Source organism: Jiella marina (assembly GCF_024359545.1).
Lineage (GTDB): Bacteria > Pseudomonadota > Alphaproteobacteria > Rhizobiales > Rhizobiaceae > Jiella.
This window is the reverse complement of sequence record NZ_JAKQZG010000001.1, coordinates 674,046-689,218: the sequence shown is the minus strand read 5'-3', so window position 1 is coordinate 689,218 and position 15,173 is coordinate 674,046. Positions and strand designations below refer to the sequence as shown.

The following is a 15,173-nucleotide window of genomic DNA, read 5'->3' as shown; positions in this document are numbered from 1 at the left end:
GGGCGTCACGCCACGAGTCCCGGCATTGCACAGTCACCGTTGGGCGACCCCATCATCCCTTGTCCTTGGCGCCGATCTTGGTTTCGCTGCCGTTCAGAAGCCGGCGGATATTGGCATGATGCCGTGCATAGACGAGCACGGTCAGGATCGCTGTCAAGAGAGCTGCCGCCGGGTAGCCGAGAAGGTAGTAGACGATCGGCACGACGAGGGTCGCCATCAGGGCCGCAAGCGAGGAATAGCGCGTGAGGAAAGCCACCGACAGCCAGACGAGGGCGAAGACGAGGACGCCGATGGGCGAAATGCCCAGCAGGATTCCGAGATAGGTCGCGACGCCCTTGCCGCCCTTGAAACCCAGCCAGACCGGGAAGAGGTGACCGAGAAAGGCGGCAACGCCCGCGATCGCGGCATAGAACGGCCCGAATGTCGCGAGCGCCACCGCAACCGGCAATGTGCCCTTCAGGACGTCGCCGAGAAGCGTCAGCGCCGCCATGACCTTGTTGCCGGTTCTGAGTGCGTTGGTCGCCCCGATATTGCCGGAACCGATCTTCCGGATGTCGCCATAACCGAACAGCCGGCCGAGCACGAGACCGAAGGGAATCGAGCCCGAAAGATAGCCGCCCGCGATGCACAGGATGACGGCCAGTACGTTGTAGGACGCTTCGTCCAGCACGTTGCTCTCCTCCTTGAAACGTCTTGCGGCGGGCGGAAATTCAGGCTTCGAAGACGGTGCGCCCGGCGACGATCGTCCGCAACACCCGGCCCTCGAAACGGGCATTTTCGAAAGCCGTGTTCTTCGACTTCGACCGGATCTCTGCTTCGGCGAAGAGATAGGGCTGGTCGAGGTCGATCAGCGCGATATCCGCTGGCGCGCCGACCTGCAGGGTTCCGCGGTCGAGGCCGAGCAGCCTCGCCGGAGCCACGGTCAACGCTTCGATGACGCGTTTCAGCGGCACGCGGCCGGAGTGGTGCAGCCTCAACGCTGCGGGCAGCAGCGTTTCCAGCCCGATCGCCCCGGCTTCGGCTTCGGCGAAGGGGCGTCGCTTGTCGTCGGCATCCTGCGGATCGTGGGACGAGACGATGATGTCGACCGTGCCGTTCGCGAGCGCCTCCACCATTGATTCCCGATCGTCCTCGCGCCGCAGCGGCGGAGAGAGCCGGAAGAAGGTGCGGTATTCGCCGACGTCGTTCTCGTTGAGCGAGAGATGGTTGATCGAGACCCCCGCCGTCGCGGCGACACCGCGGGCCTTTGCGGCCGCCACGACCGCAGCCGATTCGCCGAGCGAGATCTTGGCGGCGTGGTAGCTACAGCCGGTCAGGGCGGCCAGCCGCAGATCGCGCTCCAGGGGAATGATCTCGGCTTCGGCCGGAATGCCCGGCAGACCCAGCCAGGAGGCGAAGAGCCCTTCGTTCATCACCCCATTGGCGGTCAGCGCGGGGTCCTGCGTCTCGTGCATGACGAGCGCGTCGAAATCCCGCGCATAGGTCATGATGCGCCGGAGCAGGGCGGGGTCAGAGATCGTGTGGCGGCCGTCTGTGAAGGCCTTGACGCCGGCATTTGCGAGAAGCCCGATCTCGGTCATCTCCGTGCCGTTGAGCCCCCTGGTCAGGGCGGCGGCCGGAAAGACGTTGACGATGGCGGTGTCGCGGGCGGTGCGCATGACGAATTCGGCGATCGCCACGTCGTCGACCACCGGCTTGGTGTCGGGCATGGTCAGGATGGACGTGACGCCGCCTGCTGCGGCTGCGGCAGAGGCCGAGGCGATGGTCTCGCGGTGTTCGCCGCCCGGTTCGCCGATGAAGACGCGGGCGTCGACGAGGCCGGGGAGGGCAGTGAGCCCCGACCCGTTGATGATCTCCGCTCCGTCGGGATGGCCCTGGTTGAGTGCGTCCGGTCCGGATGCGGCGATCCGCCCCTCGACGAGGACGATGGAGCCCACAGCGTCGAGATCGCGCGAGGGGTCGATGATGCGGGCCTTCTCGATGACCAGCGGGCGGGTTTCGGCCATTACGCGCCGGCCTCCAGCCCATCGCCGAGAAGGCTTTCGATCACGGCCATGCGCACGGCGACTCCCATTTCCACCTGCTCCTCGATGACGCTGGCCGGCCCGTCGGCAATATCGGACGCGATCTCGACGCCCCGGTTCATCGGGCCGGGATGCATGACCAGCGCATCCGGCTTGGCGAGAGCGAGCTTGGCCTTGTCGAGGCCGAAATAGCGGAAGTACTCGCGCACCGAGGGCACGAAGGAGCCGGCCATCCGCTCGCGCTGAAGCCTCAGCATCATGACGACGTCGGCGCCTTGCAGGCCCTCGTCCATGCGCCGGAAAACCTTCACGCCCATCTGCTCGATGCCGCTCGGGAGCAGGGTCGAAGGCGCGACCACGCGCACCTCTGCGCCAAGCGCATTCAGCAGGATGATGTTGGATCGCGCGACGCGGCTGTGCAGAACGTCGCCGCAGATGGTGACGATCAGCCGGGCGATCCGGCCCTTGCGGCGCCGGATTGTCAGCGCGTCCAGCAGCGCCTGGGTCGGGTGTTCGTGGGCGCCGTCGCCGGCATTGACCACCGAGCAGGCGACCTTCTGGGCCAGCAGCGCCACGGCGCCGGCCGAATGGTGTCGCACGATCAGGATATCCGGCTGCATGGCGTTCAGCGTCATCGCCGTGTCGATCAGCGTCTCGCCCTTTTTGACCGACGAACTTGCGACCGACATGTTCATCACATCGGCGCCGAGGCGCTTGCCGGCCAGCTCGAACGAAGCCTGGGTCCGGGTCGAGGCCTCGAAGAACAGGTTGATCTGGGTGCGCCCTTTGAGGACCGATTTCTTCTTCTCGGTCTGGCGGCTGACAGCCACTTCGGCCTCGGCGAGATCGAGAAAGGCCGTGATGTCCTGGGGCGAAAGCCCGGCCATGCCAAGCAGATGGCGGCGGGCAGCGACGGGGCGGGAGGCAGGTGCGATCATCAAGGTCAAGGCCTATAAGGGTTTGGAACCTTTGCGGCAAGAAACGCCGTCGACCTGAAGGAAAATAGGGAGAGGGTGAGATGTCCGACACGCGATTTGCGACCCATGAGGTCTTCAACCAATCCTCCGACTATGCCGGTTTCAACGCTTATCGTTCCGATCCGCTGCTCAAGCTTCTGACCTCGGAGTTTCCTGAAGCGACGCTTCTGACCCTGGATCGCCATGGCCGGTTCTGTGGCTCGCACGAGGCGCATGATCTCGCCCGGCTCGCCAATCAGGAAAAGCCGAGCCTGCGGCGCTTCGACGACAAGGGCCGGCGTCTGGAAATGGTCGACTACCATCCCGCCTATCACGCGCTGATGCGCCGATCGATCGGCGAGGGGCTCAGCAGTTCGGTCTGGTCCGGTCAGGAAGAGGAGGCCGGCATTCGGCACCGCGCCCGCGCGGCGCGATTCTACATGACCGCCGGGGTCGAATGCGGCCATCTTTGCCCGGTGACGATGACCAACGCGGCCGTCGCCGCGCTCGCAGCAGCCCCCGCCCTCAGGGAGAAATGGCTGCCGGTGATCACCTCGCGGCAATACGATCCGAGCATCAAGGCGCCCCTCGAAAAGGCCGGCCTGACGCTCGGCATGGGAATGACCGAGAAGCAGGGCGGAACCGACGTGCGGGCGAACACGACCCGTGCGACTCGCGACGAGGATGGCGGCTATCGCATCACCGGCCACAAATGGTTCATGTCGGCACCCATGTCCGATGCGTTTCTGGTGCTGGCGCAGACCGAGGCCGGATCGAGCTGCTTCCTGATGCCGCGTCGGCGCGCGGACGGCACGATGAACGGCATTTTCATCCAGCGGCTGAAGGACAAGCTCGGCAACCGATCCAACGCCTCGTCCGAGGTCGAATTCGTCGACGCCGAGGCCAGTCTGATCGGCGAGGAGGGGCGGGGAATCGCCACGATCCTGGACATGGTGACCTTCACCCGAATCGATTGCGCCCTTGCGTCTGCGGGCCTGATGCGCGGCTCGCTGGCCGAGGCGGTGCATCATTGCCGCGAGCGCAACGTTTTCGGCAAACCGCTGATCGAGCAGCCGCAGATGGTGCGTGTGCTCGCCGATCTCGCGCTCGACGCCGCCGGGGCGACGGTGCTTTCCTGGCAACTGGCCGAGATGTTCGACCGCCGCGATGGCAACCGCGACGATGCCCAGGCGCGGGCCTGGGCCCGTGTGATGACGCCGGTGACCAAATACTGGGTCTGCAAGATTGCGCCGGCCTTCGCCTATGAGGCGATGGAGTGCCTCGGCGGCAATGGCTATGTGGAGGACGGCCGGCTGGCGCGCGCCTATCGCGAAGCGCCGGTCAACGCGATCTGGGAAGGTTCCGGTAACGTCGTGGCGCTGGACCTCCTGCGGGTCCTGAAGCGGGATTCGGAGGCGTTCGAAACCGTCGTCGGCATGATCGAGGAGGACCTTGGCGACATCGCCGGCGGCACGCCCGACGTCTTGCGCGCCGCGGTCGAGATGGTCCGGTCGGACGAAGGGGCATGCCGGCTCCTGGCCGAGCAACTGGCGCTCTCCGCTGCGGCGGGCATCCTCAAGCGCATGGGGCTTTCCCCGATAGCGGCCGCCTTCGCCGAAACGCGACTCGGCGGGGTCTTCAGCCACACCTATGGGATGATCGACCTGCGCCACGATTGCCGCGCCCTCATCGACGATCTCTATCCTGCTCTGCGCTGACCACGCCCCGCCTGAAAGACGCTCGTCCGTAGGAAATTCAGCGGCGCGGGTTAACCATGACGACGGGAAGCGGTTGCGGCGAGAGAACCGACCGACGACAGTGCCGTTAACACCTTGGTAACCTTTCGTCGAAGAACGGAGGCGCGGCGATGAGCCGAATCGCTTCGATATTCACCCTCTCGGGCTGGGCCGGTTTCTCCGGATTCGCGGCCCTGAGATGCGCCCATGAAGCGGGCTTTTCCGAAGCATTGATCGGCGCTTACGGTGCGTCATTGATTTCGGGCTTCAACGACGCCGCGATCCCCGTTCCGCCGGACCAGGCGCTCGGAATCGCCGCGATCCTTGCTGCGCTGGCCATCGCCTTCGGACTTGCGATCGCTGGTCTGATGCAGCATCCGGAGTATGTTACCAGGCGGGGTGAGCCGTTTGCCGCGGCCGTGCTCTGCGCGTTCTTCGGCTTCTACGGCGCACTCGCCCTTTCCGCATCGCCGGCGATCGGCCTTGTCGGGGAGGGGCCGGGCGTCACCATGCTCGTTGCCATGAGCTTTGGGGCGCTGCTCTTCGATCATATGGTCGAAGACAGAGGAGATGGCTCGGATGATGAAGCGTTCGAGGCGGTGATGGCGCATCTTGAGGAAGCCAAGCGGGCCGCCATGGCTGATCGGCGGTCGAGACGCGACCGGGATGAAGGAGACTCGTGATGCGGACTCTCGTCATCCTCTGGTTTGCGCCGCTCGCCTTTTTCTGGGGCTGGTATTACCTCTCGCTCCTCGACGTCGGCAGCCAGGTCGGCGGCGTATTCCTCTCCCGCCAACTCAACGACCACGTCTTCGCAATCTACGGCAATCTCCTGGGCATGGATCCCGCAGCCATTCCGGGGCTCATCGCAGAGGCTATTCTTCTCGACAGCCTGCTTCTTCTGGCCATTCTGGCGTTTCGCCGCCGTCGCAAGATCGCCGCATGGTGGCGGGAACGCAAGGCGGCGCCGGCAAGCGTGATTGCTCCCGACGCCTGACACTGGCTCGGTCTCAGATATCGCCCGGCATCCGCCGGGCGTCTTTTTTCGTCAGCCACCGCTGCCGGGCAGCGGCTTGTCCGTCACCGAGCGGTTCATCGCCGTTTCATGGTCGACCTCCGGCGGCAGGTCGTCCTGCTGGCTGCTTTCATCCTGCATGTTGCCGGAGCGGTCGATCCGGCCCATCGGCGTGTCGTGTTTCTCGCCCGGTTTGTTCAGATCGGGCATGGTCTGGCCTGGCTGTGGAGTCAGCTTGCCGGGTTGCGGTTCGGGCTTTCTCATCGTCGTCTCCTTGGATCCGAAATTTTTCGGTAAATCCTTGGTAAGACGAGATGTTCCCTCGCGTGCCGGGCTGCGATATCGCAGTCGCGGCCTCAGCTCCCGGGGGGCGGATCGGCCCGGAGCATCCGGTCGAGCGCGCCCTGCAGAATGAAAGCGGCGGCCGCCGAATCGATCCGTTCCGCGCGTTGCGCCCGTGAAACGTCTGCCGAGATCATCGCTCGCTCCGCCGCAACCGTCGACAGGCGCTCGTCCCAGAGCAGCGCCGGGCGCTCGTCCAGCGGCGCGTAATTGCGCATGAAGGCGCGGGCGGACTGGGCGCGGGGCCCTTCGCTGCCATCCATATTGAGCGGGAGGCCTACCACGAGCCCGGCGACCATCTCGTCGTCCAGCGCCTTCTTGAGCACCGCGGCATCGAGCGTGAACTTCTTGCGCCGAATCACCGGTCGCGGCGTGGCGAATCGGCGACCGCGATCGGACAGAGCGAGCCCGATCGTCTTCGTGCCGAGATCGAGCCCGGCGATCGGTAGGCCGGGGGCGAGAGCGGCAAGGAACGCCTCGAGCGACATCACGGCCATGAGAGAACCTTGACCACCTTTGCCGGCCGCGCAGTTACCGGATTCGAGAGGGATGATTGCGAGCCCGGCGCCGCCGCGGTTCGCCGGATCCTCCCATCGCCTCGTTCAACCCAAGGCATCGAAAGCAGATTCCATGAAGATCACCTATTTCGGCCATTCGGCGTTTCGGATCGAGACGGGCTCGTCGATCATCCTGATCGACCCGTTCCTGAGCGGCAACCCGCATTTCGAGGGCAAGGACGTTGCCGCCGCCATGAGCGGTGTGACCCATATCCTTCTCAGCCACGGCCATTTCGACCATGTCGGCGACACGGTCGATATCGCCAAATCGACCGGATGCAAGGTTGTCGGCAATTTCGAACTGGTCAGCTGGCTCGGCAAGAAGGGTGTCGAGGCGGGAGAGCCGGCCAATACGGGCGGCACGGTGGTCTTCGACGACTTCTCTGTCACGCTGACCCAGGCTTTCCATTCGTCGGGATCCGTCGAAGAGGACGGCACCGTCACCTATCTCGGCATGCCGAACGGCCTGGTCATCCACGCCAATGACGGGCCGACAGTCTATCACATGGGCGATACCGACATCTTTGGGGACATGGCGCTTATCGAGGAGCTGCATGCGCCGAAAGTCGCGATGGTGCCCGTCGGCGACCGGTTGACCATGGGTGCGGCGGTGGCCGCGATTGCCTGCCGCCGCTATTTCAACTTCGACAAGATCATCCCGATCCATTGGGGCACCTTGCCGATCCTCGACAAGACGCCGGACAAGTTCAAGGAAGCGATGGAAGGCGATGCGGGCAAGGTGATGACGCCGGCGGTTGGCGAGCCTTTCGACATGTAAGCAGCCCGCGTCGCATCCGATCCGTGAGTCAACGTCGCGCTAAGACCTGGCCGGCGTTGCCTCGCGGCGCCGCCGTCGTTATGAGAGCGGGAAACGCGAAAACCAGCCGTCAGGTTCAAGATGTCCGTCGATTCCGCCACCGTCCGCCGCGTGGCCAAGCTCGCCCGCATTGCCGTCAGCGACAATGACGTCACGGCGATGGAGGCCGAACTCAACGCCATTCTGGGCTTTGTCGAACAGCTTTCCGAGGTCGACGTGACCGGTGTCGAGCCGATGACGTCGGTCATTCCGATGGAGATGAAGAAGCGCGCCGACGTGATCGCCGATGGCGACAAGGCCGACGACATCGTCGCCAATGCGCCCGCGAGCGAGGATCACTTCTTCATGGTGCCCAAGGTCGTCGAATAGGCGATGATCTGGTCGCTCGCCGTCGAATCTCCTCTCCAAGACGAGCTCCGCGTGATGGTCGCAAGCCTCAACGCCTATCTGAAGCCGCTGTCACCGCCGGAATTCCAGTTCCAGTTGACCGTGGAACAGATGGCGGGTGCCGATTCCACCGTGATCGTCGCGCGCGATGCGGCGGGAACGGCGGTCGGGATGGGCGCGCTCAAGGTGCATGACGGCGAGACCGGCGAGGTCAAACGCATGTTCTGCGAGCCGCGCTTGCGGGGCCAGGGGCTCGGACGGCAGATCGTCACCGAGATCGAGAGCCAGGCCCGCGAGAAGGGCCTCGATCGCCTCGTGCTCGAAACCGGCAACACGCCCGGCTTCGAGCCGGCCTGGGCACTCTACGAAGGCGCTGGCTTCCGCCGCTGCGCCGCCGTCCTCGACTATCCCGATTCCGAATATAGCCGCTTTTACGAAAAGAGCCTTTCCCGATGAGCGACCTTCTTTCCCTCACCATCGCCGAGGCGCGCGACAAGCTGGCGTCGAAAGAGACGAGCGCCGTCGAACTGACCGACGCCTATCTGTCCGCCATCGACGCGGCTAACCCGATGCTGAATGCCTATGTCGCGGTGACGCCCGACAAGGCGAAGGCGATGGCCAAGGCCTCCGACGATCGGATCGCCAAGGGCGAGGCGGGCGCGCTGGACGGCATTCCGCTCGGCATCAAGGATCTCTATGCGACCGAGGGCGTCCACACCCAGGCCTGCAGCCACATTCTCGACGGCTTCGAGCCGCGCTACGAATCCACCGTGACGTCCAATCTCTGGGCCGACGGCGCGGTGATGCTCGGCAAGCTGAACATGGACGAGTTCGCCATGGGCTCGTCCAACGAGACCTCCTATTACGGCCCCGTGAAGAACCCGTGGCGCAAGGAGGGATCGAATGTCGATCTCGTGCCCGGCGGCTCTTCCGGCGGTTCGGCGGCTGCGGTCGCCGCGCATCTGTGCGCTGGCGCGACGGCGACGGACACCGGCGGTTCGATCCGCCAGCCCGCAGCGCTGACCGGCACCGTCGGCATCAAGCCGACCTATGGCCGTTGCTCGCGCTGGGGCATCGTCGCCTTTGCCTCGTCCCTCGATCAGGCCGGGCCGATCGCGAGGGACGTCCGCGACTCCGCGATCCTGCTGAAGTCCATGGCCTCCGTCGATCCGAAGGACACGACCTCGGTCGACCGCGAAGTGCCGGACTACGAGGCGGCCGTCGGCCGTTCGATCAAGGGTCTGAAGATCGGCGTGCCGAAAGAATACCGCATGGACGGTATGCCCCAGGAGATCGAAACCCTGTGGCAGAAGGGGATCGAGTGGCTGAAGGAGGCCGGCGCCGAGATCGTCGACGTCTCGCTGCCCCACACGAAATACGCCCTGCCGGCCTATTACATCGTCGCTCCCGCCGAAGCCTCGTCGAACCTCGCGCGCTATGACGGCGTGCGCTACGGCCTGCGCGTGCCGGGCAAGGACATCGTCGACATGTACGAAAAGACCCGCGCCGAAGGCTTCGGCCGCGAGGTCAAGCGCCGAATCATGATCGGCACCTATGTGCTGTCGGCCGGCTATTACGACGCCTATTACCTGCAGGCCCAGAAGGTCCGCACCCTGATCAAGCGCGACTTCGAAACCGTCTATGGCGAAGGTGTCGACGCGCTTCTGACGCCGGCGACGCCTTCGGCCGCATTCGGCATTGCCGATCAGGAAATGGCCTCGGATCCCGTGAAGATGTATCTGAACGACGTCTTCACCGTGACGGTGAACATGGCCGGCCTGCCCGGCATCGCGGTTCCCGCGGGACTCGACGCAGGCGGACTGCCGCTCGGACTGCAGCTCATCGGGCGCCCCTTCGACGAGGAAACGCTGTTCTCGCTGGGCTCGGTCATCGAGAAGGCCGCAGGTCGCTTCACGCCGGCGAAATGGTGGTGATGGCGGCAGGCGCCAACGAGCGCTGACGCGGGCGCTGCAGGCATATTGTCGTGAGGGAGAGGGCACCCGATGCGTCTTTGGCCTTTGAGTGGTTTCCTGCTGGGGGCGGCTCTCGTGTCCGTACCCGCTGCGGCGGCAAGCTTCGACTGCGACAAGGCCTCGACGCCGGCCGAAGAAACCGTCTGCGGCGACATGCTCCTGTCGGCTCTCGATGGCCGGTTGGGCAAGGCCTACGCGGCCGCAAGAAAAGCTGGCGAGTTCTCCGAGGAGGTGCGGCAGACAGCGCGTGACTTCCAGTCCAACCGGGCGAGTTGCGGGACGGACAAGGGCTGCATCCTCGCCACCTATATCGCAGTGCTCCAGAACTTCGGGAGCATGGGAAAACCGGACCCGCTGCCGTCTCTCGTCTCTGCGGACCTGATCGCGGACGGCGATGCACCGCGATCGAATGACTTGCCGAACAGGATCGGCGAGTGCGTGACGACGCAGATCGAAAGCGTCCATCCGCGCCTCGCCGGAGACGGACCGCCAACGGACGAGGATTACGACTTCGGCACGGGCGTCGAATATTCCAATGGCGGGGTTGGTGTCTCCTATGAGCGCGAAGACGAGATCATTCGCTCGAAGCCGGGCGACAGCGTGACCCTCTGCCTGATATCGATCCCCCGCAACTGCCCGCCGGGCGACGATCGCGGCCGGTTCTACACCGCCACCAACAGCCGGACCGGCGGGACCTGGACGCTGCCGGACTCGCAGCATATGTGCGGTGGTGCCTGACGGTTTACGCTGGCCGTCGCACCAGAGGATGAGAAAGCCCATGGCCGACACGTTGCGCATGGCGCTCGACGAACTCGCCGAGGGAAACTGGGACGCTGCCCACGGGATCGTCCAGGACGATCCTTCGCCGGAAGCCGCCTGGATCCATGCCCATCTTCACCGGATCGAGGGCGACCTCGGCAATGCCGCCTACTGGTATCGCCGAGCCGGCCGGCCGGTGGCGACGGAAAGCCTGGAGGATGAACGCGCCACGATCACGCGCGAATTGGGCGGGTGAGGCCGCTCGCTGCCCCATTGAATACGCAACGGAAAAGGCGCCGCAGGTTCAATCCCGCGACGCCTCATCGATACTGACTTTCCTCGATATTGGCCGCCGTGCGCCGTCCATCTGTGGACCTGCGATCGTTTCCGATTCCTGCGGCTGATATCGCTGTTTCTGCTGCGCCGGAAATCACTTCCAGTCGGAACGCCACTCGATGCGCTCGGCGGCGCGCAGCGCTTCGTCGCGCGTGACGCCGATATCCTTGAGCTGATCGTCGGTGAGGCCGAGCATGTCGTTGCGCATGCGTTCCCGGCGACCGAAGCTGCCGATGACGAACATGACGCTCGCGACAAGGCCGCGAACGGCTTCGGACAGGGTCGGCAGGGCTTCGGTGCGGGGCCGAGCGCGGCTCAGTCCCTTGACAGGTCCGTCTTCGATCATCGCGACCCTCGCATGATGCATTGTCATGGTGACATTCTCCTTTCATTGCATCGATTGCACCATTGTGTCCCTTGTATCTCGATTTTTCACTGCTACAATCGAAAAGGAGTGAGGGTGACAAAGAGAGGTGTCAGGGTGACAATTCGGTTCGACGTTTCCGACGACCAGCGGACGCCTTTCTATCTGCGGCTCGCCGACGCCATCGAGCGGGCGATCATCGACGGCGTGCTCAAGCCCGGCGACAAGCTGCCCGCGCAGCGAGACATCGCCTTCGACCTGAAAGTGACGGTCGGGACCATCGGCCGGGCCTACCAGATCGCCCGCGAGCGCGGTCTGACGACGGGTGAGGTCGGGCGCGGCACCTATGTGCGCAAGCACGAGCCGGAGACCGCGAAATCTGACGGACCGGCGCTCCTGCGCAACTCGACCGTCGACTCGATCCCCGGCCCCGAAAGCGGTGATGCCAAACTCGACTCGACGTCCGCCCCGCTTGTGGGCCAGGCCGACGAGATTGCCTCGGTCTACGCTGCGGTCTTGCGGGATTCGCCGGCCAAGGCACTCGATTATGTGCGCGGGGTTCCCGAGAGCTGGGTCGAGGCGGGGGCCGAATGGCTCGCGACCGGCGGATGGCGCCCGGTCAACGAGAACGTGGTGCCGACGCTCGGGGTCAATGCCGCCATTCAGGGGATCATTGCCACCGCCACTCGTCCGGGCGACCGGATCGTCTTCGAGGATCTTTCCTACGCGGCCGTCGCGCGGGCGGCAACGATGATCGGCCGGGCGCCGCTCGTGGTCGCCATGGACGAGGACGGCATGCTGCCGGAAGAGCTCGAACGCTGCGCAGCGCGGCAGCATCCGCGCATGATCTTCCTCATGCCAGCCGTCAACAACCCGACCGGGCGGACCATGCCCTTGAAGCGGCGCGAGGAGATTGTGTCGATTGCACGACAGTACAATCTTCTGATCATCGAGGACAATATCTACGGCAAGATCACCGATGTCGACGTGCCGCCCATCGCTGCATTGGCGCCGGAACGGACCTTCTTCGTGAGCGGATTGTCGAAGAGCGTTGCGGCGGGCCTTCGCGTAGGCTGGGCCGCTTGTCCCCGCGGGCAGGCCATTCGCGTGACGGTCGCGCACAATCAGCTGACCGGCGGGCGCCCCTATCTCAACATGGAAGTCGCCGCCCGGCTGGTGCTCTCGGGCCGGGCCGAGGCGATCCGGCAGGCTGTCATGGCGGAAATCGCCGAGCGCAGCGCATTGTTTGACCGGATCTTCAACGTGACGACCACAGGACAGGCTGCGGCAGTTCCCTATCGCTGGGTCTCCCTGCCGGCGCCCTGGACGTCTCCGGCCTTCCAACTGGCGGCCCGCAACCATGGAATCCGGATCGATGGCGAAGACGAGTTTCAGAGCGTGCGGGGCGACCGCGCCCATCATTGCGTCCGCTTCGGCCTGTCGGCAGTCGGGGAACGGGACATCCTCGCCAATGCGCTGGAGGTTTTGAAGGGGCTCATCGACAGCGGCAGCATCACCTATGTGAGCGTCGCCTGAGAAAGGCAGAGTGACTCGTCGGGTAGACCCGCGGGGCTTCCCGGGGGTTTGGCGCGCCGGCTCCCATCCGCTACGTTTCCCTCGACAACGAACCGGTCGATCGGGAGGGATATGCGATGTTGCGCCCGTGTCTGGCACTGCTTCTCGCGGCCCTGCTGTCGACAGCTGGTGCCGCACGCGCCGGGCCGACATCGGCCCCGAGCGCCGCACCGCAAAATTCGGCCACGGCCAGTTCCCCGATCGGCTTTCGCCAACTCGTCGATCCGGGGTTCGAAGCGGCATCGGGGAATACTTTGCCGGTCGAGGTGCTTGAGGTTCCGAAGCCTCGTGCCAATCCCGGGCCGCAGCCGGACATCGCCATCACGAAGATCGGCGCGGGCGACAGTCTGGCGAGCCTCGCGGCGGACAATCCCGCGCTCGCTCCGGCCATTGCTCTCGGCGAGCCCTGCCGTATCGACTGGATCGAGCGGTGCGCCTGGGTGAGCGAGAAGCTGGCCGACACGCTCTACGAGGCTTTTCGTCGGGTGGGAAGCGAACCGAGCGCCCATAGCGAGCCTTATTATTATCTGTCGCGCTTCGGTCCGCAGGACCGGCTGATCATCTCGCGCACGGAAGCTTTCGGCGAGGGGGGCGTTTCGCTTGTCAACGCTCTCGCCGATCGCGAGGGAAACGTCCTCAAGATCTTCGAAGTCCCGTTTTCAAGGTCTCGGCATGGCTTCGAGGCGGGCAGCGCGGATGCCAATGTCGCGGTCCTTTCGGCGGCAGAGGACGACACCGGTGCGGTTTACCTGACCATCGACACGCCATCACGCTGCAGCAATCGCAGCCGCAAGGCGGGTCTTCTCGTCAAGGCCGACAGCGATCTGACGAGCGTCGCCTGGGTCAGCCCCTTCAATGTCTCCGACACGAACGTCGTCTTTCGCGGCGACAGGATCTATGCGGCGAGCGGGGGAAGCTGCGAGAAGGACTATCTTTACGAACTCGACCGGCAAAGCGGCCGCGTGACCGCCCGCAACGTCTTGTCGACCGCAGCCGATTTCCTCGTCGCCACCGACGAGGTCCTGCTTGTCGATCTCTACGAGGGTGCCGAGGCCTATCGCTTCCGCTAGGGCCGGCGAGGGTCTGCCGCGCCTGCTGGCGCGGCGGCGGGCGGCGCCATCACGCACATTTTGCATCGGCACAATTGGGCAGCTTACAACACGGTTGCGCCAAGCCGCATTTTACGGTCACGTAAGGATACCGCAACGTCATTATAGACCTGACCAATGCTTCGATATATCGGCACTCTTCTGGTTCTGTGTCTCTTCGGTGTCCGCCTCGTCGTTGCGCAAGAGCTGGAAGAAAATCTGGAAGTCGACGAGGAAGTCGGCGAGGACACCGAATACTCGATCCCGATCGACCCACCGGCAGCCCTGAACGGCCGCGACGGTGAGCCTTTACCCTCGGAACCTCCAACTTCTCCGACCCTTCCAAGCGATGCCGCTCAGAGAGGCATCTCGTATCGGCAGTTCATGTCGCTGGAGTCACTTCGATCCATTTCTCAGGACCTTGGATCGAGCGCTTCGGTCCTGAACCTGCCGAAGCCGCTGCCCAACCCGGGGCCACAACGCGATATCGCGATTACCAGGATTGCCAGTGTCCCCAGCCTGGCGGCGCTCGCCAGTGAAGTCCCGACGCTCACAGTCGATCGGTCGGCCGACCAGCCCTGCCGGCTGGATTTGAGGGGGCGATGCGAGAATCTGCCGCGCCTGTTCGTCTTGAGAGTGCGGCGGGAACTCGACACCGCAGGGAAGGGCCTCGACGCCCGTGCGCAGGCGCAGCGCTATTACCTCTCGCGACTGTCCTCCGACGATCGGTACCTGCTCTCCCGGGAGACCTATTTCGGAGACGGGGAGCTTTCCATTCTCAACGCTGTCATCGACGGGGACGCGCGGATCGAGAAGATCTTCGAGATCCCGATCTCGCGCAGGTTTCACGGCGTCGACCTGGGGATCGAAAGCGCGCGCATCGCCGTGCTTTCCGCCACACTGGGCGGCGACGGCGCCTATCTGACCATCGACGGGCCCTGGCGGTGTCAGGATCGGCCGCGACAGGCCGGCATTCTCGTCAAGACCGACCGCACATTCTCCCGCGTCGTCTGGGTGAGTCCGTTCAACGTCTCGGACACCAACGTCATCCTCCACGGCGATCGCGTCTATTCCACGAGCGGCGGGAGTTGCGAGAAGGACTATCTCTACGAGATCGACACGGCGTCTGGCCGCGTGACGGCCCGCAATCTTCTGCCGAAGGCGGCTGATTTCCTGGCGGCCACCAGTGCCGGTTTGATCGTCCAGCTCTATGACAGTGTGGAGGCCTACCGGTTTCGTTAGGC

18 protein-coding genes are annotated in these 15,173 nt (G+C 64.7%); 12 read left to right on the top strand and 6 right to left on the bottom strand.

From position 1 onward, the window contains the following. Positions 1 to 52: 52 nt before the first annotated feature. From plsY to MF134_RS03225, 3 genes are read right to left on the bottom strand one after another with little or no spacing between them, the layout of a single operon-like run. On the bottom strand, positions 53 to 667 hold the full coding sequence (gene plsY, locus MF134_RS03235) for a glycerol-3-phosphate 1-O-acyltransferase PlsY (protein ID WP_304363611.1): 615 nt from the start codon (positions 665 to 667) through the stop codon (positions 53 to 55). A gap of 43 nt (positions 668 to 710) precedes the next feature. Beyond that, positions 711 to 2,006 (bottom strand): dihydroorotase, encoded by a 1,296-nt coding sequence (locus MF134_RS03230; protein WP_255337938.1) that lies wholly within the window; start codon positions 2,004 to 2,006, stop codon positions 711 to 713. Further along, positions 2,006 to 2,962, bottom strand: a complete 957-nt coding sequence (locus tag MF134_RS03225) for an aspartate carbamoyltransferase catalytic subunit (RefSeq protein ID WP_255337937.1) — start codon at positions 2,960 to 2,962, stop codon at positions 2,006 to 2,008. The genes MF134_RS03230 and MF134_RS03225 overlap by 1 nt, the downstream gene beginning before the upstream one ends. A gap of 80 nt (positions 2,963 to 3,042) precedes the next feature. Between MF134_RS03225 and MF134_RS03220 the strand changes: the two genes are divergently transcribed. From MF134_RS03220 to MF134_RS03210, 3 genes are all read left to right on the top strand, one after another. Then, positions 3,043 to 4,698: an acyl-CoA dehydrogenase family protein gene (locus MF134_RS03220; RefSeq protein WP_255337936.1), complete on the top strand. Its 1,656-nt coding sequence runs from the start codon at positions 3,043 to 3,045 to the stop codon at positions 4,696 to 4,698. A 149-nt stretch (positions 4,699 to 4,847) separates the two neighbouring features. After that, on the top strand, positions 4,848 to 5,399 hold the full coding sequence (locus MF134_RS03215; RefSeq protein WP_255337935.1) for a hypothetical protein: 552 nt from the start codon (positions 4,848 to 4,850) through the stop codon (positions 5,397 to 5,399). Continuing rightward, positions 5,399 to 5,713, top strand: coding sequence for a DUF6105 family protein (locus MF134_RS03210; protein WP_255337934.1), 315 nt, complete (start codon positions 5,399 to 5,401; stop codon positions 5,711 to 5,713). Before MF134_RS03215 ends, MF134_RS03210 begins: the two co-directional genes overlap by 1 nt. Before the next feature lie 51 nt (positions 5,714 to 5,764). Here MF134_RS03210 and MF134_RS03205 read toward each other — a convergent pair whose 3' ends face one another. Both MF134_RS03205 and ruvX read right to left on the bottom strand, forming a co-directional pair. Continuing rightward, on the bottom strand, positions 5,765 to 5,995 hold the full coding sequence (locus MF134_RS03205) for a hypothetical protein (protein ID WP_255337933.1): 231 nt from the start codon (positions 5,993 to 5,995) through the stop codon (positions 5,765 to 5,767). Positions 5,996 to 6,087: 92 nt separating this feature from the next. Further along, on the bottom strand, positions 6,088 to 6,570 hold the full coding sequence (gene ruvX / locus MF134_RS03200) for a Holliday junction resolvase RuvX (RefSeq protein WP_255337932.1): 483 nt from the start codon (positions 6,568 to 6,570) through the stop codon (positions 6,088 to 6,090). A gap of 133 nt (positions 6,571 to 6,703) precedes the next feature. On the opposite strand from ruvX, the gene MF134_RS03195 reads away from it, so the two are divergent. From MF134_RS03195 to MF134_RS03170, 6 genes are all read left to right on the top strand, one after another. Beyond that, positions 6,704 to 7,408 (top strand): metal-dependent hydrolase, encoded by a 705-nt coding sequence (locus MF134_RS03195; protein WP_255337931.1) that lies wholly within the window; start codon positions 6,704 to 6,706, stop codon positions 7,406 to 7,408. Positions 7,409 to 7,528: 120 nt separating this feature from the next. Continuing rightward, a complete protein-coding gene (gene gatC, locus MF134_RS03190) occupies positions 7,529 to 7,816 on the top strand; it encodes an Asp-tRNA(Asn)/Glu-tRNA(Gln) amidotransferase subunit GatC (protein WP_255337930.1) in 288 nt (95 codons plus the stop codon). Positions 7,817 to 7,819: 3 nt separating this feature from the next. Beyond that, positions 7,820 to 8,290 carry a GNAT family N-acetyltransferase gene (locus tag MF134_RS03185; RefSeq protein ID WP_255337929.1) on the top strand — a complete coding sequence of 157 codons (471 nt, stop codon included), beginning with the start codon at positions 7,820 to 7,822 and terminating at the stop codon, positions 8,288 to 8,290. Further along, positions 8,287 to 9,768 carry an Asp-tRNA(Asn)/Glu-tRNA(Gln) amidotransferase subunit GatA gene (gene gatA, locus MF134_RS03180; RefSeq protein ID WP_255337928.1) on the top strand — a complete coding sequence of 494 codons (1,482 nt, stop codon included), beginning with the start codon at positions 8,287 to 8,289 and terminating at the stop codon, positions 9,766 to 9,768. Before MF134_RS03185 ends, gatA begins: the two co-directional genes overlap by 4 nt. Positions 9,769 to 9,837: 69 nt before the next feature. Next, positions 9,838 to 10,545 (top strand): lysozyme inhibitor LprI family protein, encoded by a 708-nt coding sequence (locus MF134_RS03175; RefSeq protein WP_255337927.1) that lies wholly within the window; start codon positions 9,838 to 9,840, stop codon positions 10,543 to 10,545. A gap of 40 nt (positions 10,546 to 10,585) precedes the next feature. Then, on the top strand, positions 10,586 to 10,822 hold the full coding sequence (locus tag MF134_RS03170; protein ID WP_255337926.1) for a hypothetical protein: 237 nt from the start codon (positions 10,586 to 10,588) through the stop codon (positions 10,820 to 10,822). Between the two features lie 174 nt (positions 10,823 to 10,996). Here MF134_RS03170 and MF134_RS03165 read toward each other — a convergent pair whose 3' ends face one another. Beyond that, positions 10,997 to 11,275, bottom strand: a complete 279-nt coding sequence (locus MF134_RS03165; protein WP_255337925.1) for a DUF1127 domain-containing protein — start codon at positions 11,273 to 11,275, stop codon at positions 10,997 to 10,999. 108 nt (positions 11,276 to 11,383) lie between these two features. Between MF134_RS03165 and MF134_RS03160 the strand changes: the two genes are divergently transcribed. The 3 genes from MF134_RS03160 (at position 11,384) to MF134_RS03150 (ending at position 15,171) form a co-directional block, all read left to right on the top strand. Next, positions 11,384 to 12,802 carry an aminotransferase-like domain-containing protein gene (locus MF134_RS03160; protein WP_255337924.1) on the top strand — a complete coding sequence of 473 codons (1,419 nt, stop codon included), beginning with the start codon at positions 11,384 to 11,386 and terminating at the stop codon, positions 12,800 to 12,802. Positions 12,803 to 12,918: 116 nt separating this feature from the next. Further along, positions 12,919 to 13,911, top strand: coding sequence for a hypothetical protein (locus MF134_RS03155; RefSeq protein ID WP_255337923.1), 993 nt, complete (start codon positions 12,919 to 12,921; stop codon positions 13,909 to 13,911). A 156-nt stretch (positions 13,912 to 14,067) separates the two neighbouring features. After that, complete coding sequence (locus MF134_RS03150; protein ID WP_255337922.1) at positions 14,068 to 15,171, top strand: hypothetical protein; 1,104 nt, start codon at positions 14,068 to 14,070, stop codon at positions 15,169 to 15,171. Positions 15,172 to 15,173: the final 2 nt, after the last annotated feature.